Here is a 20421-nt window from a genome sequence, read left to right as displayed (position 1 = left end):
CTGTCCGCCGCCTGCTTACATGGCCTCGAACAGGCCGGCCGCGCCCATGCCGGTGCCGATGCACATCGTGACCAGCCCGTACTTGCCGCCGGTGCGGCGCAGTCCGTGCGTGATGGTGGCGGTGCGGATGGCGCCCGTCGCGCCCAGCGGATGGCCCAACGCAATGGCGCCGCCCAGCGGGTTGATCTTGGCCGGGTCCAGGTTCAGCTCGCGGATGACGGCCAGCGACTGCGCCGCGAACGCTTCGTTGAGCTCGATCCAGTCCAGCGCGTCCTGCTTGATGCCGGCGCGGTCCAGTACCTTCGGAATCGCGGCGACCGGGCCGATGCCCATGACCTCGGGCGGCACGCCGGCCACGGCAAAACCCGCAAAGCGGGCGAGCGGGCTGAGGTTGAATTCGCGCAGGATGCGGTCGGATACCAGAATCACTGCAGCAGCACCATCGGACATCTGCGAACTGTTGCCGGCCGTGACGCTGCCGCGCGTCGAAAACACAGGCTTTAAACGGGCCAGCGCTTCCAGGCTGCTGTCGGGACGCGGGCCTTCGTCGGCCTCGACGAGACGGCGCGCCACGCGCACCGCACCGCTGGCGCTGTCCGGCAGATGCGTGACCACTTCATAAGGCGTGGTCTCGGCGCGGAAGTGGCCGGCAGCGATGGCCGCGCAGGCCTTCTGGTGCGAGGCCAGCGCAAAGGCGTCCTGGTCTTCGCGCGACACCTTCCAGCGCTCGGCGACCTTTTCGCCGGTCAGGCCCATGCCGAAGGCCATGCCGATGTTCTCGTCGTGCGCGAAGATCTCCGGATTCATGGACACCTTGTTGCCCATGATCTGCGGCATGGCGCTCATGGATTCGGTGCCCGCGCCGATCATGATGTCGGCCTCGCCCATGCGGATGCGGGCGGCGGCGTCCGCCACGGCCTGCAGCCCGGACGCGCAGAAGCGATTCACGGTAACTCCCGCCACGCTTTGCGGCAGGCCGGCCAGCAGCAGGCCGATGCGGGCCACGTTCATGCCCTGTTCGGCCTCGGGCATGGCGCAGCCGGCGATCACGTCCTCGATGCGCGCCGCGTCCAAACCCGGCACCTGCGCCAGCGCACCATTCAGCGCGGCGGCCAGCATATCGTCAGGGCGGGTGGTGATGTAGGCGCCGTTGCGCTTGCCCACCGGCAAGCGCGTCGCGGCGACGATGTAGGCGTCTTGGATTTGCGTGCTCATATCCATTTCCTCAAAGTTCAATAGCGAGAGAAACAATCCGACTCCCCCCACTCACCACGCCTCCTCCAGGCGGGGCGGCGCGGATCCGGCTCTGCCGGTCCGCAGCGCGCGCCCCTGGGGGAGGCGCCGCAGGCGCCTGGGGGGGCTCCGTACGGCGGCTCCGCCAGTCCGCCACCGGCGCCCCTGGGGGAAGCGCCGCAGGCGCAGGGGGGGGCCTAATCAATTCCGTAGTGGTTTGCCGGTTTCAAGGGTGTGGCGGATGCGGGCCTGGGTTTCCGGCGTGCGCAGCAGCGCCACGAATTCCTTGCGCTCCACGGCCAGCAGCCATTCCTCGTCGACCTTCGTGCCGGTCTCGACCTCGCCGCCGCACAGCGCAACCGCCGCGCTGCGTGCCACCCGGTAATCGTGCGCGCTGATCATGCCGCCCTCGCGCATGTTGACCAGCACCATCTCGAAGTTGGCGATGCCATTGCGGCCGGCGACCGGCACGTTCTGCAACCGCGCGGGCGGGGTGTAGCCGGCCTGCGCGGCGGCGCGCGCCTGGCCGATCGCCACAAACAGCAGCTCGCCTGGATGGAACAGCACGATGTCGTGTTCGCGCGCAAAGCCGGCCTCGATGGCTTCCAGCCCGCTCTTGGCGACCTGGGCCATGGCAATCGTCTGGAAGACCGGTTGCAGGTAGGGGAAGACTTCGCCCGGCGTGGCCGTCTTGGCCGCCAGTGCGGCGGCCCGCGCGGCGAATTCCTTGCTGCCGCCGCCCGCCGGGATCAGGCCCACGCCGGCCTCGACAAGGCCGATGTAGCTTTCCAGCGCCAGCACGCGGTGCGAGGCGTGCATCAGGAATTCGCAGCCGCCGCCCAGCGCCATGCCCTGCACCGCGGCCACCGTCGGAACCTGCGCGTACTTGAACGATTGGGAGGCGCGCTGGAATTTCTCGACCGTGGCTTCCAGCATGTCCCATTCGCCGGCCGCGCAGGCTTCGACCACCTGTTGCAGGTTGGCGCCCACGGCAAACGGTGCGTCGTGCCAGATCACCAAGCCGTCGAACTCGCGTTCGGCCTTGGCCACCGCCTGCAGCACGCCTTCCAGCACTTCGGCGCCCAGCGTGTGGTTGCGCGACGTGACGGACAGGATGGCGATGCCCGCGTCTACCTGCGGCAGGTTCCACAGGCGCACGCCTTCGTTTTCCCAGACGGTGACGCCCCGGTCGTCGGGAGCCTCGCCCACGACGCGTTCCGGGAACAGCTGGCGTGCGTATACCGGCAGCGTCAAGCGCGGATGCAGCTTGCCGGTGCGCGCCGAATACGAACCCTCGGGCGCGTGCACGCCCTGGCGGCCGGGCTCCAGCGCCCAGGCAGGCAGGGGCGTGTTGCTCATGGCGCGGCCGGCGGCGATGTCTTCGGCCACGGCGGCGGCAATCGCCTGCCAGCCGGCAGCCTGCCAGGTTTCAAACGGGCCTTGCGACCAGCCAAAGCCCCAGCGCATGGCCAGGTCCAGGTCGCGTGCGTTGTCGGCCACGTGTTCAAGCTGTACGGCGCTGTAGTGGAAGATGTCGCGGAACAGGCTCCACAGGAATTGCGCCTGCGGATGATCGCTGGCGCGCAGCGCGGCAAAGCGCTTGGCCGGATCGCGTTCCTTGAGCAGCGCCGCAACCTCGTCGGCCAGCTTGCCCGTGCCGGGCGCGTAATCCTGCTTTTTCAGATCCAGCACCTGGATCTCGCGGCCCTGCTTGCGGTAGACGCCGGCGCCGCTCTTCTGCCCGAGCGCGCCCTTGGAGATCAGCGCCGACAGCCATTCCGGCAGCGCGAAATACTGATGCCACGGATCGTCGGGCAGGTTCTTTTCCATGGTGCCCACGACATGGGCCAGCGTGTCCAGCCCCACTACGTCGGCGGTGCGGTACGTGGCGCTCTTGGGGCGGCCGATCTTGGGGCCGGTCAGCGCGTCGACTTCGTCGAAGGCCAGACCCAGGCGCGCGGTGTGGTGCATGGCGGCCAGAATCGAGAATACGCCGATGCGGTTGGCCACGAAGTTCGGGGTATCCAGCGCGCGGATCACGCCCTTGCCCAGGGCAGACGTCAGCCAGGTTTCCAGCTGGTCCAGCACGGCCGGCTGCGTGTGCGACGTGGCGATGATTTCCACCAGGCGCATGTAGCGCGGCGGATTGAAGAAATGGATGCCGCAGAAGCGGTCGCGCAGCCCGGCGGGCAGCGCATTGGCCAACGCGTCGATGGACAGGCCGGACGTGTTGGAGGCGACGATGGCGCCGGGCGCCACATGCGCGGCAATACGCTCGTACAACGCCGTCTTCCAGTCCATGCGCTCGGCGATGGCTTCGATGATGAGGTCGCAGCCTTGCAGGCGCTCCAGGTCGTCATCGTAGTTGGCGGGCGTGATCAGGGCGAGGCGCGATGCGCCGGCGAGCGGCGCGGGTTCCAGCTTCTTGAGACCGGCCAGCGCTTTCTTGACGATGCCGTTGCGGTCGCCTTCGCGGGCGGCCAGGTCGAATAGCGTGACCGGCACGCCGGCATTGGCCAGGTGGGCGGCGATCTGCGCGCCCATGACGCCGGCACCCAGCACGGCGACGTGTTTGACGACGAACTTGCTCAAGGGAGTCTCCTGAAAAAGCGGGCGGACGGCGCGCGGCCGTCCGCCCGTTCACGGCTAGAAGCGGGACGAGAGCTGCAGGCCGAAGATGTGGCCGCTGCTGTCGTAGGTGCCCGCAACGCGGCCCTTCGTGGCCTGGCTGCCGGACGTGGTGTCGATGTCCGTCTTGCGCAGGTACAGGTAGGTGTAGCCGACGTCGATCGTGGTGGACTTGGTGGCGGCCCACTGCACGCCGGTCGAGAACCAGTAGCGGTCGTTGTCGGGCAGGGATGTGGGACGGTCGGCGGCATCGTGCACCGGCGACTGATCGAAGGCCAGGCCGAACTTCCACTTCCAGTCCGGGGCGAACTTGTAGTTGGTGCCCACGGCAACGCGCCAGGTATCGCGGAAGTTGAGCGGCAACACGTCATCCCGCGCGCCCGGACCCGAGTTCTTGATCTTCAGTTGGGGGATGCTGCTCCAGCCCGTCCACGACACGTCGCCCAGCAGTTCCCACCTTTCGTTGAGCTGATGCGTGGCGCTCAGGATCAGCGTGTCGGGCAGGTCGACGTTGGCCTTGGCGTCAAACGACACGGACTGGCCGGTCGGGCCGATGTTGTCGATGTCGGTGTCGCCCTTGGCCGAGTGCTTGATCTTCGAGCGATAAGACAGGCCGATGCGGGTGTCTTCGGTGGGTTGCAGCATGAAGCCGACGTTCCAGCCCCAGGCATCGCCCTTCAGGTTCAGGTCCGCGTCGCCATTCGTGGCCAGCGGCAGGCCGGCGATGGGCACCACGGTCTTTTTCTTGTAGTTCGCGTCGATGTGCTGCCAGTTCAAGCCAAAGCCCATCGAGAACTTCTCGTTGACCTTGTAGGCGATGGACGGGTTGACGTTGATGGTCTTGATGTCGAACTTGTTCGAGTGGTATTGGCCGACCCAGCCGTCGTCGTATTCGGTCATCAGGCCGAAGGGGGCGCCGATGCCCAGGCCGATGTACCACTGCTCGTTCAGTTGCCAGGAGGCATAGATGTTGGGCACGACGCCCAGGTGGCCCGCGTCCCCGCCATTGCCGCCGGTGGGAACCGAACCGTTCAAGCCTGATCCGGGGATGCCGGGCACGCTGGGGTTGCGGCTATTGCCGTTGTCCGAAAACTTGAACGACGGTTTGATCAGGTTTACCCCACCGGAGAAATTGAGCCCAGGCAGATAGGTCAAGCCTGCCGGGTTGAAATACATGATGCTGGCATTCTCCGGGTTTGCCGCCGAGCCGGCATACGCGTTGCCCAGGCCGCTAGCGTTCTGCTCCAAGAGCTGAAAGCCGGCAGCGTAGGACGTTGCGGATGCGCCCAGGCCGACCAGGATGGCCGACAGGGTGCTCAGGGACAATGAACGTCTGCGCATGGTACTGACTCCTCGAGTTGAATGTGTGTCTCTCTCTACCACTGCCGGCGTGGAGTGCCGGTCTATTCGGCGCGAGCCGCCGTACTGCGGTGCTGCTGGGTGCTGCCGTCTTCGTAATGCAATGGGCCGCCCGTGAAAGGCGCGAAGCCCGTTCCAAAAATCACGCCGGCGTCGGCCAGGTCGGCGTCGGCCACGATGCCGCCTGCCACGCGTTGCCGCGTGGCGTCGATGAGCGGCTGAATCAGTTTCTGTGCCAGGCCGGCAGGTGCGGCGGCGGGATCGCGCCGCTTGACCGGCTTGCCGTCGCGCCAGGTGTAAAAGCCCTTGCCGCTCTTCTTGCCCAGTTCGTTGCGCGCCAGGCGATCGGCCAGGCAGCGCGGCGGTTCCGCGCCGCCGGCCAACTGCGCGCCAGCATCGCGCGCGATGTCCAAGCCCACGGTGTCCGCCAGTTCCAGCGGCCCCATCGGCATGCCGAAGGCCACCATGGCGGCGTCCACGGTTTCCGGTGCGACGCCGTCGTCCACGCTGCGCATGGCCTGCAGCATGTAGGGCGCCAGCACCGCATTGACGAGAAATCCGGGCGCGCTCTTGACCGGCAGCGCCAGCTTGTCGATCTGGCCCACGAAGGCGCAGGCGCGGGCCGCGATGGCGGGATCGTCGCCGTCCACGTGCACGACTTCCACCAGCGGCATCTTGGCCACGGGGTTGAAAAAGTGAATGCCCACCAGACGTTCCGGACGGGCCAGGGCCTCGCGGAGCGTTTCCAGCGACAGGCTGGACGTGTTGGTGGCCAGCAGCGCGTCGGGCTTCATGCGCGGCTCCAGCGACTGGTACAGCGCGCGCTTGGCCTCGGGCTGCTCGCTGATGGCTTCGATGACAACGTCCGCCAGCGGTAAACCCAAACCCGCCGGATCCGGAACCAGCCGGTCGAACGCGGCGCGTGCCAGGCGCGGATCTTTCAGGCGGCGCGCGTAGAGCTCGGCGGCGCGCTTGATGGCTGGCGCGATGCGGGACATCTCCTGGTCCTGCAACGTGACCGTCATGCCCTTGAGCGCGCACCAGGCCGCGATGTCGCCGCCCATCACGCCTGCGCCCACCACATGCACATGGCGCGCTGGCGCGACGCCCGGCTGCTTGCCATTGGCCTTCAGTCGCTCTTGCAGTCGGAACACGCGCAGCAGGTTGCGCGCCGTGCCGGACGAAATGATGCGGTCGATCAGGTCGGGCGCCTTCAGCGCATTGCCGCCATGCTTTTCCCAGATCTCCACAATGGCGGGCGCGGCCGGGTAGTGGCCGAGCGGATCCTTGGCAGCGATTTGCTTGCGGGCGCGGTTGGCGACGATGGCCTTGAACGGCCAGCGGTTCAGCAGTCCGCCCAGGCCGCGCGCACGCCGCGCGGGTTTGCGCGACAGCACGGTCTGGCGCGCCGCGGCGAGCAGCAGCCGCGGAGGCACGCGCGCGTCGACCAGCCCCAGCGAGGCCGCGCGGCGCGCATCGGCGCCGCGGCCGGTCAGCATCATGTCCAGCGCGGCGGGCGCGCCGATTACCTGCGGCAGGCGCAGCATGCCGCCCCAGCCGGGAAAGATGCCCAGCATGACTTCGGGCAACGCCAGCGAGGCGCCGGGCTGATCGGCCACCAGCCGGTAGCGGCAGGCCAGCGCCAATTCAAGACCGCCACCCAGGCAATGGCCCTGGATCAGCGCCAGCGTCGGATAGCGCACGCCGGCCAGGCGGTTCATGAGGTTCCAGCCGCGCGACACCAGCCCGCGCGCCTGCTCGGGCGTGTCCAGCGTGGCGAATTCGTTGACGTCCGCGCCCACGATGAAGCCCGTGGCCTTGCCCGATTGGATGATGAGGCCCGTGGGCGGCTCGGCGTCCAGCGCGTCCAGCACCACGGAGAGTTCGGCCAGGGTGTCGGCCGACAGCGCATTGACCGCGCTGCCCGCCCGGTCGAAGGTCAGCCAGGCGATGCCGTCGGGGTCGCGGTCCAGGCGCCAGTGGGAAAGCGTATCCAGTGTCGTCATGGGCGGTCCTCGTCCAGGGTTTCGACCAGCATCGCGCCGCCTTGGCCGCCGCCGATGCAGATGGCCGCCATGCCGCGCCGGGCGCCGCGGCGCTTGAGCGCGTGCAGCAGATGCAGCACGATGCGGGCGCCCGATGCGCCCACCGGATGGCCGATGGCGATGGCGCCGCCGTCGACGTTGAGCCGCTCGGCATCCAGTTCGCCCCAGGCGGGCGTGCCGAAATTCTGCTGGCAATAGGCCTCGTCGCGCCACGCGGCCAGGCAGCCTAGCACCTGCGCCGCGAAAGCCTCGTTGATCTCCCACAAGTCCAGGTCATTCAAGCCCAGGCCGTGGCGTTGCAGGATCGGCGTGGCGGCATGCACGGGGCCCAGCCCCATGATCGCGGGATCCAGTCCGGCCCATTGCGTATCGACGATGCGGCCCAGCGGGCGCAGGTTCCATTTTTGAACGGCCTCTTCCGAGGCCAGCACCAGCATCGCTGCGCCGTCGGTCACCTGCGAGCTGTTGCCCGCGGTGATGTTGCCCCACGGTTTGTCGAACACGGGCTTGAGCTTGGCCAGCTTGTCCGGCGTGGAGTCATCGCGCACGCCGTCGTCGTGCGGGTGCAGCTTGCCCTGCGTGTCGATGAGCGGCGTGATCTCGGGCATGCCCGCCGCGCGTGCAGCGAGTGCGCGCTGGTGGCTGCGCGCCGCGTACGCGTCCATCGCGGCGCGGTCGATGTGAAAGAGCGTGGCGACGTTTTCGGCGGTCTGACCCATCGACAGGCCCACGACCGGGTCGGTCAGGCCCTTGAGCAATCCGATGACCGGCGCCAGGTGCTTCGGCCTGAAGCCGCCCAGCGCCTTGAGTTTCGCGCCCAGGCCGCGCGCGGCGTACCAGCGCGACAGCCAGCGCACCATGCCGTCCGAAAACAGCACCGGCGCGCGGGACAGCGCATCGGTGCCGCCGGCCAGCACCAGATGCGAACGGCCGTTCTGGATGTTGGCAATGGCGGAGTCCAGCGCCTGCATGCCCGATGCGCAGTTGCGCATGACGGTCCAGCCGGGCACCCGATCGCCGCAGGCCAGCCGCAGCGCAATCACACGGCCGATGTTGACTTCGTCGGGCGACGGCGCGGCGCAGCCGACGATGACCTCGTCCAGGTCCGTGGGCGCGTAGGGTTGGCGCAGCAGCAGGGCGCGGCCGGCCTGTACCGCCAGATCCCCGGCGGAGAAGGGCCCTGGACCCGTGCGGGCCTTCAGGAAAGGTGTGCGTGAACCGTCAACGACGTAAACCGGTTTGAATGCCATCCGCTTCCTCCCTCAGGCGACCTTGCGTTCTGCCGTGGGCCGGTCTGCGTCGGCGGCGCCGAGGTCAAAGGGGAAATCATCCACTTTGACCACGGTGTCGCGCAAGCGGTTGCGGCGCTTGACGACCGCATACTCTTCGGCGGTGATCGCGCCGATGGTGACTGCCGCATCGGCGATGTCGCGTACGTTGGCTTGCGGATTGCCGTCCAGCACGCCGCGTTTTTCGATCTCGCGGATCTTGGCTTCGATGGGCTCGGCTTCCAGCGTGGCGGCCAGCGCCTGTTCGATGGCGCCCACGGGTTCGTCGGCGGTGTCGGGCAGATGGCAGCCGGCCGTCAGTCGGTCGCGCGTCGCGCTGGGGCTGATCAGCAGCCGGGCCACGTCTTGGCCAAGCTGGTCGGACGGCGGGATCTGGCTGTGACCCCACGGGAACACGACGCGGCGGATAATCCACGCGACCGCGCGATTCGGGAAGTTGTCCAGCACGCCGTCAAAGGCCTCCTGCAACTTGCACAGCGCGTCCTGGATCGACCAGTGCGCAAGCGGCGCGTCGGCCTTTTGGCGGCCTTCGTCCTCGAAGCGCTTGAGTGTGGCGCTGATCAGGTACATCTGCGACAGCACATCGCCCAGGCGCGCCGACAGGCGCTCGCGGCGCTTCAGGCTGCCGCCCAGCACCAGCATCGAGGTGTCCGCCAGCAGCGCGAAGGCGGCCGAGTAGCGGCCCAGCAACTGGTAATAGCGCTTCATGTCCGGTGCGACGTCGGCGTTGACGGCGACAAAGCGGGCGCCAGTCAGGGAGGTGCCCAGCGCCCGCAGCGCGTTGCGCACCACGAAGCCCGCATGGCCCCAGAACGCGGCATCGAAATCATCGAGCCCCTGCTTGCGGTCCGGCGATTGCGCGGCCTGCATCTCCGCCAGCACGTAGGGATGGCAACGGATCGCACCCTGGCCGAAGATGATGAGGCTACGCGTCAGGATGTTGGCGCCTTCCACAGTGATGCCGATGGGAATCTGCTGGTAGGCGCGGCCCAGGAAGTTGGACGGTCCCAGGCAGATGCCCTTGCCGCCGATCACGTCCATGCCGTCGTTGACGACCTGGCGCGCGCGTTCGGTGACGTGGTACTTCACGATGGCCGACACCACGGAGGGCTTTTCACCCAGGTCCACCGCGCCTGCCGTCATGGTGCGCGCGGCGTCCATCATGTAGGTGTTTCCGCCGATGCGGGCCAGCGCCTCTTCGACGCCTTCAAACTTGCCGACCGGCATGCGGAACTGGCTGCGCACGCGCGCATAGCCGCCCACCGCACGCGCGGTGAGCTTGGACATGCCGGTGTTGGACGAGGGCAGCGAGATCGAGCGGCCCGCGGCCAGACATTCCATCAGCATGCGCCAGCCCTGGCCGGCCATGGCGGGGCCGCCGATGATGAAGTCCAGCGGCATGAAGACATCGTTGCCGCGCGTCGGACCGTTCATGAACATGGCGTTCAAGGGGAAGTGGCGGCGGCCGGTGTCCACGCCGGGGTGGTCGTGCGGCACGAGCGCGCAGGTGATGCCCAGGTCCTTCTTGCCGCCCAGCAGGCCGTCCGGGTCATACAGGCGGAACGCCAGGCCCAGCAGCGTGCAGACGGGCGCGAGCGTGATGTAGCGCTTGTCCCACGTGACGCGCATGCCGATCACCTCGCGGCCCTGCCATTCGCCCTTGCAGACGATGCCGCTGTCGGGGATGGCGGCCGCGTCCGAGCCCGCCCAGGGACTGGTCAGCGCAAAGGCTGGGACTTCTTCGCCGCGCGCCAGGCGGGGCAGGTAATGGTTCTTCTGTTCCTCGGTGCCGTAATGCAGCAGCAGTTCGGCGGGCCCGAGCGAATTCGGCACCATGACCGACACGGCCAGCGCGGAAGACCGCGTGGACAGCTTGGTCACGATTTCGGAATGGGCATAGGCGGAAAACGCGAGGCCGCCGTATTGCTTGGGAATGATCATGCCGAGGAAACCCTCGGACTTCAGGTAGTTCCAGACATCGGCGGGCAGGTCGAAGCGCTCTTGGGTGACGCTCCAGTCATTGACCATGCGGCACGCGGTTTCGGCCTGGTTGTCCAGGAAGCGCTGTTCTTCGTCGGTAAGGCGAGGCCGCGGATAGGCCAGCAGGCGGCTCCAGTCGGGGCGGCCGCGAAACAGCTCGCCTTCCCACCAGACCGTGCCGGCCTCGAGCGCATCTCGCTCGGTGTCCGACATCTGCGGCAGCACCTTGCGATACAGGTTGAAGATCGGCGCTGAAAGCAGCGCCCGCCGGATGGGGCGAACGCCCAGCAACACGGCGGCCAGGAGCGCAATGACAACCAGCGCGACGATGACTGCGTACATTTTCTTGTCTCCTCGTTGTTCTTCAGTGCCTGGCGGTGACCGAAGGCGGCTCGCCGGCCGGGTTGGCTTTGGAAGGCGGGTCAGGCGCCTCCGGGGCTTGCGTTCAGGTGCGGCAGGGGCGAGCGCAGCCCGCCCAGCAGGAAACTCATCAGGCGCGGAAGGAGCAGCTCGCGGTCGTTGGGCTGCTCGGCTTCGTCGCCGGCCAGTCCGGTGACCGAGCGCAGCAAATCGGTGCCCATGATTGCGTACGACGTCGCGCCCAACATGAACTGGAAGCGCCAGATGATCTCGGCGCGCGGCACGTCGGGCAGGGCGGCAAACAGCGCGTTGCGGTAGCGCGCGAGCACGTCCGCATATTCCTCGGCAAACAGCGCGCGGATGAAATCCGTGGGATCGGTCATCGTGCGTTCCAGCAGCGGCAGAAAGGTGCTGCCAGCCTGTGCCGGATCGGCCGCCAGGCGCAGCAGCGTGCCGAAGAACGCGTCCACGATCTGGGAAGGCTTCAGAGGCTTGCCGCCGGATTGCGCCTCAAGTTCGTCCAGAAGGCGCATGCGTTCGCGGTTCAGCACTTCCAGGCGGCGTTTGAGCACCGCCTGCACGAGTGACTCTTTCGAGCCGAAGTGATAGTTCACCGAAGCGAGGTTCACGCCGGCCGCGCCGGTGATCTGGCGCATCGACGTCGCTTCATGTCCTTGTTGCGCGAACAGGGACTCGGCGGTGTCGAGGATGGTTTCTCTCGTGGAAGTGGAGCGGATTTCTTGCATAAGGTTGAATTCAAACGTTTGTTTCAAAGCATTATGCGGGAGGCAGGGATGAGAGGCGAGCCTCTGCTATCCCCAATAGGGTTTACCCCTAACTCGACGCAACCGATGTGTCGGTTTTGCAGCACGTTTGCTTCGCATCGGGCGTAAGGACGAGATGCGCCGGGAAGAAGCATGAGGCGCCTCATGCCCGGGAGGTTGAGGTTTGGCCGATTGGCCTCGGACACCGGCCCTAGGATGAATGTGCTCTGGAATGCACGCCCAAAACCCCGCAGTATCAGCGCGAGAACATGAACGCATTGCCCCGGGTGTGTGCTGGGCGAGGCCGCTGCGCAGTCACGGCGCGGCAAGCCAATCGCCCTGATACAGGAGCACGAGATATGAAGACGTACAAGGTGGGATTGCTGGTCGACGGGTATGAGCAACCCGGCTGGATGCACGAGATGGTTGAGTGGCTACTCCACAGCCAGGAATTCGACCTGACGGCATTGCTGGTGATGAACGGCGAGGCCGCCGACACGGCGCCCAGATTGAGCGTGAAGGCGCTGTTCGGCTCGCTGTCGCGCCTGGAGGGCAAGCTGCTGCCGCAGAAGCAGCGCGTCATGCTGGCCTGCCGCGACATGCGCGACGGCCTGCAGGAGGCGGGCACATCGGTGATCCCGCTGGCGCCGGGCGACGAGGACCCGCACGCGCGCGACGAGGTAAAGGCGCTGGGGCTCGATCTGGTGATCACATTGGGTGCGTCGCTGGCGACGCGCGCGCAGCTCGCCAGCTGGTCACGGCTGGGCGTCTGGCAATTGAGCTACTCGGATATTGCGGTGGCCACCAGCCGTTATGCCGGCTTCTGGGAGGTCTTTCAGCGCGAGGATCACACCACCGTGAAACTCTGGCGCGTCGGCGCCAGGCAGGAAGACGACGAACTTCTGGACCAGCGCAGTTTCAACACGGAAGTGTTCTGGCTGAAGAATCAGGCACGCGCATTCAGTTTGGGAAACTTCATGGTCTATGACGCCTTGCAGGCGCTGGCCCATGACCGCCCGGGGGTCGCGCCGCCCGCCATGCAGATCATGAGCGGCCCGCGCCGCGCCGATCCGGCGGAGTGGGATAGCGCCGCTTATATCGCGCGCCAGGCATGGTTAATGTCGGATCTCGTTGTGCGCCGCGTCATGAAACGCAATGTCCGCTGGCGGATCGGTATGTTTCCCTCCGCACGCCAGCAGGCCGTGGTATCCGAAGCGATGGTATTGCAGCCGCCAAAGGGCCGCTTTTTTGCTGATCCCTTCGTTTATACCCACGATAAAAAGCCATATATTTTTTTCGAGGACTACGATTTTACTTCCCGCAAGGGAACGATCTCGGTCGCGACCTACTCCGACGGGGCTTTCCGGCTGCTGGGCACTGCGCTGAACCTGCCTTATCACCTTTCGTTTCCGTATATTTTTGAACACGAAGGGGTGACTTACATGGTCCCGGAAACGTGCGGAAATCGAAGTATTGAACTGTGGAAATGCACCGAATTTCCACTGAAATGGGAGCTGGATGTTAATCTGATGACCAATATTTCAGCCGTGGATACCATTATTTTTAAACATGGCGAATACTGGTGGCTATTAACAAATATCGACCGGACCGACGGCCAGAGCCACTGCGACGAGCTGTTCGCGTTTTTCTCCGATTCACCGCGCTCCACGAGCTGGACGCCGCACGCCTGCAACCCGATCGTGCGCAACCCGATGCGCGCCCGCAACGCCGGAATCGTTGTGTCGCCTGGGGGAGACGTGATCCGGTGCGCCCAGTACCAGGGGTTCTGTCACTACGGCAAGGGCGTCTCGCTCAACCGGATCGAGGAGCTGACGCCTTCCACCTACATCGAAACCGACGGCGAAATCCACTACGCAAACTTCCTGAGAAAACGCCATGCTTCAATGCACCATTGGCATCATCAGGGGGGGCACACGGTATTTGACTTCGCCTATATGGAGTAAATCCGCCTGCGGGCGTGAAAATAAAAAATGTTACCGTTATTTCGAATACAGGGACTGTTCACGGGCTTGATGTGTCTGCGGATACAAGTTGACAGGTTTCCCTCTTCCTCCGGCTATTCGACGCCGCGTCCGGCAGATGTCCAGACGCGGCTTTTTTTCGTCTGTAACAAGGGCCAGAGCGCCTGTGCGGGCAGCCTTGTACCGCCGCTTCATAGGGAGCGTCCTCCCCGAAGCACCTTGGTGCTAGTAAAAACCCTAGCGGCGAAAAGGACGAGATGCGCTTCTCATCCATATTTACGAACGTGATTAAGGCTAACGATTGATTTCTGATTTTGTCGGATTATATCGCCCTGAAACGTCTTGATTTTGACAAATCCGAACCATAAGATGGGTTCCATGCCATCCGTTATGTTGGCTACCAAAGTTGCCCAGCCCAAATGTCCCGGTTCAGCTTCATTAGATATTCCGGGATATGCGGACCACCCCCGCGGGGCTGGAAAAAAAAATAGTCTTCAGCACAGCGAAGATCCCTTCTAGGCCCGTCGAAAAACCGGGAGGACACCATGGCCAAGATGGTCCTGATTGAAGCTCATCCGCTCCTGCGGTTGGGTTTGTGGCAGATTCTTAGCAAGTTGGATGATGTGTGGGAGATCGAGGGGATGGGCCTTGCGGACGTGTCCAAGGCCGACGGCGTGCACGCGGGCGCCGATCTTCTGATCTATGGTTTGCCAGTGGATACCGATGAAGCATGGAGCGCCTTGCACGAGATTCAGCGCGTGCTGACGCCCAAGCGGATTCTGCTTTTGACGGACGTCATGCCCTTGCCCATGCCGGTGCAAGGCCTGCCTGGCGCCAGCGTGTACGGTTGCCTGATGAAAACGGCTTCGGTCGAAATCCTCGAGGCCGCCATACGCCTGGTGATGGCGGGTGGGCAATGCTTCCCGAGCGAACAGGCGTTGCAGGCTCCGGCCTCCACCGTATGCGCCTTGCCGTCGCGGGACGTGGAAGAAGCCGGCTCGAAGGGCACCATGCCCGTGAGCGCGGGGGCACAGCTCCTGCAGATCACGCCGCGCCAGTACGAAGTGCTGGTGCTGCTGGCGCGGGGCTATCCCATCAAGACCGTCAGCCGGATGTTGAACATCTCGGTGGCGACCGCCAAGACGCACGCGTGCACGCTGTATCAGCGCCTGCATGTCAAGAACAAGGGCGAAGCCGTTTACGCGGCGCTGCAACGCGGTGCGACCTTGGAATGGCATGAACCGAACGGGCGTGAAGTGGATGCCGGGCAGATCTATGGGCGCAAGCTCGGTTGAGTCAGGTTTGCGCTGCCTGCCCGGCAGCAGGAACGCCCAGTTCCAACGCTGCCGGGGTTGCGCATAGCCAATACGGCTAAGGCATAGAAAGCAGGTGTTCGGGTTGCTGTCGCCTCGCTTTCCGCCACCAATCATCCTCCTGAACGAGATTCAGCGAACGTAGCCGCTGATAGCATGAGTTGTGTCCGCAAGCATGGATTGATAGGGCGAATCACTTAGTCTCGCCACTGCAATCCCGAGGCTGCGGGCAGTATTCCCATGAACCTGGCAAAGCGCGTGAACCCGCGCCTTGCGCGGTGTTGCGCCAGCGCCATGGGAACCGTAATGGGCCATGCGTCACAAGGTTCTTCCCGGGATGACAACCGTACTGATCGAAGACTACGCTCTGCTTCGTGTCGCAATTCAGCATGTGCTGGAACGTGTGCGCAACGCCGACGATATCCTGGCCATCTCGCCAGCCCACCTTCTCAATATGTCCAGCTCGATCAACAAGCCAGTGGAGTTGCTGGTGGTGGGTTGCAGCGGTTCGGCTGAGCAGGACATCGGGCTTTTGTCCCAGGCAATGGCATTCTTCATGCCGCGCCTCGTGCTCGTTTTGTATTCGGCGATGGACCAGAGCGTCATGGCCGCGTGTGCGCGCGCCGGCGTCGCGGGCTATCTGCCCAAGGCCTCCAGCCCCGATGCATTGGCCGCGGCGGTCAGCCTGGTGATCGCGGGCGGCGAGTGCTATCCCCAACCCGCGGGCAGGCCGCCCAGCACGTCACACGCCTCCGTGCAGGAACTGCGCGAGCTCACGCAGCGGCAAGAGGAAATCCTGCAGCTTCTAGTGCAAGGCAAGACCATGCGCGAGATCGGCCAGCAGGTCGGCATATCGGTCGCCACCGTCAAGAGCCATGCGCGCACGTTGTATTGGAAGCTGAATGCGCGTAATCAGGCCGAGGCGGCGTACATCGCGGTGCAGATGGGGTTGGTGCGAAGCTCGAACGGGCAGCCTGCGCCTGGCAAGGGCGACGCGAGCTGATGCGAGGACGTGAGTCAGGGCCTGTGCGGGTGGCGATGCTGCCTGCACAGGCTGTGGCTTTATTTGCGCGCCTGAAAGTTGTCGCAATAGAAGTGGTTCGTTGGGCGTCGCGCCATTGGGTGTTATGTCATTGAGCATTGCAGCTGCGCGTCGCTGGCGTGGTCACGGCCTGCACCCTTCGAACGTCTTGCGAACGCGGTCACGTTCTCATCTGACGAACTTCAAAATCGTACTTGTCTGATACCCAAGCCTGGGCAGGCGTGCCGTAATGGGCGCGCGCAGGCTAGGCACGCATTGGTGGTGTGGAAGGCCTGTGGTTCCCGGGAGCCCGACATTCCTATCCAGTCCGATTTCGCTTCGCATTTGCCATCGACGACAAGTCCTTCGACGTCGTCGTGTTCACCTTACGGGAAGGTCTGTCCGAGGCCTTCGTGTTGCTCGTGGGCCATGAGGCCCGCGCTATGACAACGCCCCACAAGAAAGCGCTGGGTCCCGACCGCCCTAATGAAAAACAACTGGGCAAGGCCATCTCACCGCCACCGTGTCAGCGGTGTGTGCCCATCTACCCTTTGCGCTACGGCGTTGCAGAGCGCACCTGGGATAAAGGCGTGTTTCCCACGCTCAGCGCTGAGGGCTATCCCGCGCTGGCCGCTGGCAAGGCGTACGGTCTGCGCGTGCTGCGTCCAGGCACCTACGTCTACCTCTGCTATTTCGAGCATGGCCGGATGTGGACGCAGCACTATCAAGTTACCGACGACATGCGATTTGCGCGCATCTGGTGGACTCCTGCAGACGAAGAGGATGCCATCCCCGGGCGGCTCGCTCGCCCCGAAACGGTCAGCGCCAAACCTTATCTATCTGCCCCAGCGACCAAAGAAGCAGACGTCGTCTATCTGCTGACCAGCGAAACGATGCTGACCCATGCCAGGCTCTGGAGCATCGAGAACGATAGCGGTGGCATCCGCACCAGGTTGGCGACAAAAGTCAGGCCCGCTGGTGGTGTTGAGCAACTCCACGTGTTCAACATCGCGTTGCTTGCTTACGCGACGCCGGAACTGCGACGACCCGACTTGAATGGCAAGTCGGGGTACTACACATGGAGCGAGATATCAGCGCCGCAGTCGTTCCCCACCTACGAAACCGTCATTCCGGGCGCTCACGTCGAGCTTGTTCCGATCAAGGATATCGTTCCTCTGGCGGTCGTGCTGCACGACCCCATCGGCGTCATGAGTGAATTGGCGCATCTTGTCGCAGTTGCGGCGGCAGATCGGCAAGCTTATGAAATCGATAACAATCATGCCTACACAAGCGCCACCGTCATAAAACAGTACTTGCAGAGCGTTCAGAAGCGTGCGACCCCAGAAGCCTATGCCAAAAGGCGAGACCTGGTTCGCTTTGACGCGAACGATGACGCGGACCGCTTCCTTGGCAATGCTGTTCCATACATGCTCTCGTATGAGCAGACAGTCAGGCGGAAACAGGCCGACATTGACACACTGGTGAAGGACCTCGAAGGCTGGGTCAGGACTGGCGGCAGCGCCATCGCCAAGGATTGGCAGGATGGATGGTTTGGCAAGGTGCTGTCCTGTTTTGACTTGGGTGCAAAAGAGAATGCACAGGACTACGAGCGCGTTGTTGCACACTGCGTGGGTAATCTGACTCACAGCGAAAGTGGTCGATCGACGTACCGAAGTTTGTTGTTGGCCCCACCTGAAAGAAGTCCTGTCTGGTTGGCGCTAGCGCACGGCATCCCTGAGTTGCACGCCAATTTCGCCAACCCTCCGCCGCTGAAGAACGTGCTGGACGTTGGGGTTGCGGCCTTTGCGCCCCTCTTTCAACTGAATGTCTCCTATCCAGCGACCCAGTCCTCGGATGTACTCGTAAGCCAGATGCTTTCTCAGCTTGGTGATACGCGTTTGCCCGAGGCTACAGCCAGCAGCATCGTCCGGCGATTACGCTTGTATGCAGAAGTCCGTGTTGGCAACACCATTGTCACGTACCGCGTGTCTAGCGCCGAGGCGAATTTTCAATACTCCCAGTTCCACGGTGAACGAAGCATGAACACCGAACAACTAAGAAAGTGGGGTATTACCGTCAAGCAGCCATTGCGCAATCAGCCAGCTACGGTGCTCCTTTACGAAACCGTGCGCATCGGTGATCAAGCAACCCGTATTTCTTCTGCCCAACCGTCTGTGCACAATCGGCAGCCGTTCCAACTTGAAGGCAATGTTTTCAAGCGGATGCTGGATCAGGTTCGTCAAAGTAAAGCCTACGGCGCCGCGCAGACTGGGATCGTACGCGGGGAATATGGGTTCACAGGCCTGGCCGCCATTTCCGCCATCATGGCACTTCGGTCGTCCGTTCGAGATATCGCCAGTGGAAAGGTTGACCGATCATTTAATGGCGCCGCCAACGTCGCCAGTGCTTTTGCGGCAGTATCCGGTGTCATTAGCTCCGTTTATTTGATGAAGGGCGACCTGCTCCAATTACGTGCATTGGCGAAAGGGAAGTCGCTTGCCCAAGCGCGAGTTGCTGCATTTGCTTCTCGAGTACTAGCCGCATGGGCCGGCGCGGCAACAGCCGCTCTTGCGGCCCTCGCGGACGGATTACGCGCTGGTCACGCCTTCACGACGCAACAAAATGCCGAAGCGGGTCGGATGTATCTTGCGTCTGCCGGATGTGGGGTCTTGGCGGCTGCGGGGGTGTTTCTAAGCGCCTCAGGCACAGTCCTCGCCTTCATCGGGCCTGTCGGCTGGTTTGTGCTGGCGTTCATTGCCACCGTCGGAGTGGCATATTTCGGCCTCCAGGCCGCGCACGCCAAATTTCAGCCCGACGAAATTTGGTTGGCACACAGCTATTGGAGCGTAAGTGATAGAACATACCGATATAAATCGCTGGACCAGGAAATCACCGCATTTCACGGTGCCGTTTACGGCGTCCGCGCTGTAGCGAGTTGGGAGACACCTTCGAGGTCAGCAAGCGACATCGTAGTTCGCAGCATCCCAATTTACGGGCTCTGGTCAGACAGCGTTGATTTAAAACGCGCTATCGGCAAGGAAGGCGTAGGGATACTTTCGCTCTCTGTGTTTCTGCCTGGCTATCCCGCGTTGGGCGAAGACACGGCTCTCTTAAGGCACGCCGATGTATTCAAATACACGCTGAAAGCTAAGCGCGGCGGCCAAATCCTGAATATGGTAGAAGGCCCCATCGCCGCCGCTCCGGGCTACCGCTTTCCTTATGACACGGAATGCATGGTCATTGCCAAGGACCTCATTCACGATGGCAACCGCCAGTTGAGTTGGCGAATTGCTATGCGCGAGGACACGGAGGTGATGCTGGACTACTGCTACAGGCCAGATATCGTGAATCAGCCTAGTCTTGCATTTTTCCCGCTCCGGGAACCGCTTGTCTTTACGCGCGGTACGTGGCTCACAGATCCCATTGACGAAAAAATGGTCGCTCCAGTCCAGGAGCCCAAATAATGCGGACTGCTAAAAAAATGGGGCAGCCCCGCCCTTCGTTCGATGAGATCCAGAGCAAGTGGCGGCTGTTTCGCTTCGCGAGCACGTTGTTGCCAGCGCTGCCCGATACGCAGGAACCCGCCGCCATCGTAGCAACACGGTTGAACGACCATTGCGTCGAGGTCGTTTCCAATACGTTGCAAACTGAAGGCGCGGGATTTTTACTTCGACTTTTCACCTTCTTTGGGCTGCTTTCTTTTTTTTTGGCAGTGTTCGGAGTATTCGGTGGCTGGTCTGCCGGTGTGCTCATACTTTCACTCGGTCTACCTTGCATGGGGCTTATATGGTTTTTTTTGCCATGCCTTTTGGCGCCACGTTATCGATACCGTTGTTCGAAAGTACGTTTTGACCGCCGTAGCCGCCGCGTCTACTACGTTCCATATCCTGAGGAAAGCTCGGATGCAATATGGGAACTTGAGTGGGATCGGCTTCAGGGCATCAGCTGGTCCACAGGTCAAGCGCAAGCGTATCTTTACCTCGTGGGCTATACCTGCAACCTGCCTGAGTCTCAATTGGTCAAGATACCCATAATGTTTAATGAGAAAATTTTCGCAAGCCACATATGGGCTTGGCTTCATGGTTTTATGGACAAGATCGAAGCCTTGCCCGCACCCAAAATTATCGCGTTCCCTCAAAATTCGCGTGATGTGCTTATGCGCTACGGTGGTCGTTGGATCACATGGTCCCTCACCACAAAGAAGGGACGGCTATGGTTGCCTTTGATGATCTGGGTGGATTTGGCGATTCTGCTGATATTCATGCCCCTCCTGGCGTTGCCGCAACTGATCGTTCTTCTGTATCCGGAGATCAGATTCACGGAAGAGAACGATCGACATTGCGGTTTTGCGACAGGCTAAATATGAATGGCGGAGCGACGGGACACTCTCCATGCCGCCCCGCACCTGCCAACACCTGCGCCAAGTCCCTCACACCCCCCCTCAAAC

General features: G+C 63.4%; 12 protein-coding genes. 5 read left to right on the top strand and 7 right to left on the bottom strand.

Features of this window, described 5'->3' with window-relative positions:
- Positions 1-15: 15 nt before the first annotated feature.
- The 7 genes from AC6LJW_RS22375 to AC6LJW_RS22345 form a co-directional block, all read right to left on the bottom strand.
- Positions 16-1215 (bottom strand): acetyl-CoA C-acyltransferase, encoded by a 1200-nt coding sequence (locus AC6LJW_RS22375; protein ID WP_498088273.1) that lies wholly within the window; start codon positions 1213-1215, stop codon positions 16-18.
- A gap of 219 nt (positions 1216-1434) precedes the next feature.
- Positions 1435-3825 carry a 3-hydroxyacyl-CoA dehydrogenase/enoyl-CoA hydratase family protein gene (locus tag AC6LJW_RS22370; protein ID WP_498088272.1) on the bottom strand — a complete coding sequence of 797 codons (2391 nt, stop codon included), beginning with the start codon at positions 3823-3825 and terminating at the stop codon, positions 1435-1437.
- A gap of 54 nt (positions 3826-3879) precedes the next feature.
- Positions 3880-5202 carry an OmpP1/FadL family transporter gene (locus AC6LJW_RS22365; protein WP_056563360.1) on the bottom strand — a complete coding sequence of 441 codons (1323 nt, stop codon included), beginning with the start codon at positions 5200-5202 and terminating at the stop codon, positions 3880-3882.
- 62 nt (positions 5203-5264) lie between these two features.
- Positions 5265-7226, bottom strand: a complete 1962-nt coding sequence (locus tag AC6LJW_RS22360; RefSeq protein ID WP_056563357.1) for a 3-hydroxyacyl-CoA dehydrogenase NAD-binding domain-containing protein — start codon at positions 7224-7226, stop codon at positions 5265-5267.
- On the bottom strand, positions 7223-8515 hold the full coding sequence (locus AC6LJW_RS22355) for an acetyl-CoA C-acetyltransferase (protein ID WP_056563354.1): 1293 nt from the start codon (positions 8513-8515) through the stop codon (positions 7223-7225). The genes AC6LJW_RS22360 and AC6LJW_RS22355 overlap by 4 nt, the downstream gene beginning before the upstream one ends.
- 12 nt (positions 8516-8527) lie before the next feature.
- Positions 8528-10876, bottom strand: coding sequence for an acyl-CoA dehydrogenase (locus tag AC6LJW_RS22350; protein WP_498088271.1), 2349 nt, complete (start codon positions 10874-10876; stop codon positions 8528-8530).
- 80 nt (positions 10877-10956) lie between these two features.
- A complete protein-coding gene (locus AC6LJW_RS22345; protein ID WP_056563348.1) occupies positions 10957-11640 on the bottom strand; it encodes a TetR/AcrR family transcriptional regulator in 684 nt (227 codons plus the stop codon).
- Positions 11641-12017: 377 nt separating this feature from the next.
- On the opposite strand from AC6LJW_RS22345, the gene AC6LJW_RS22340 reads away from it, so the two are divergent.
- From AC6LJW_RS22340 to AC6LJW_RS22320, 5 genes are all read left to right on the top strand, one after another.
- On the top strand, positions 12018-13622 hold the full coding sequence (locus AC6LJW_RS22340) for a glucosamine inositolphosphorylceramide transferase family protein (protein WP_427985264.1): 1605 nt from the start codon (positions 12018-12020) through the stop codon (positions 13620-13622).
- A gap of 563 nt (positions 13623-14185) precedes the next feature.
- Positions 14186-14935 carry a response regulator transcription factor gene (locus tag AC6LJW_RS22335; RefSeq protein WP_056563343.1) on the top strand — a complete coding sequence of 250 codons (750 nt, stop codon included), beginning with the start codon at positions 14186-14188 and terminating at the stop codon, positions 14933-14935.
- 355 nt (positions 14936-15290) lie between these two features.
- Positions 15291-15956 carry a helix-turn-helix transcriptional regulator gene (locus AC6LJW_RS22330; RefSeq protein ID WP_056563340.1) on the top strand — a complete coding sequence of 222 codons (666 nt, stop codon included), beginning with the start codon at positions 15291-15293 and terminating at the stop codon, positions 15954-15956.
- Between the two features lie 302 nt (positions 15957-16258).
- Positions 16259-19438 (top strand): toxin VasX, encoded by a 3180-nt coding sequence (locus AC6LJW_RS22325; RefSeq protein WP_498088270.1) that lies wholly within the window; start codon positions 16259-16261, stop codon positions 19436-19438.
- Complete coding sequence (locus tag AC6LJW_RS22320; protein WP_498088269.1) at positions 19438-20334, top strand: hypothetical protein; 897 nt, start codon at positions 19438-19440, stop codon at positions 20332-20334. Before AC6LJW_RS22325 ends, AC6LJW_RS22320 begins: the two co-directional genes overlap by 1 nt.
- Positions 20335-20421: the final 87 nt, after the last annotated feature.

The sequence above is a fragment of the Achromobacter sp. 1012554356 genome, from assembly GCF_059760815.1.
The sequence above is the reverse complement of the archived record's forward strand: the minus strand, read 5'-3'. Positions and strand labels throughout refer to the sequence as shown.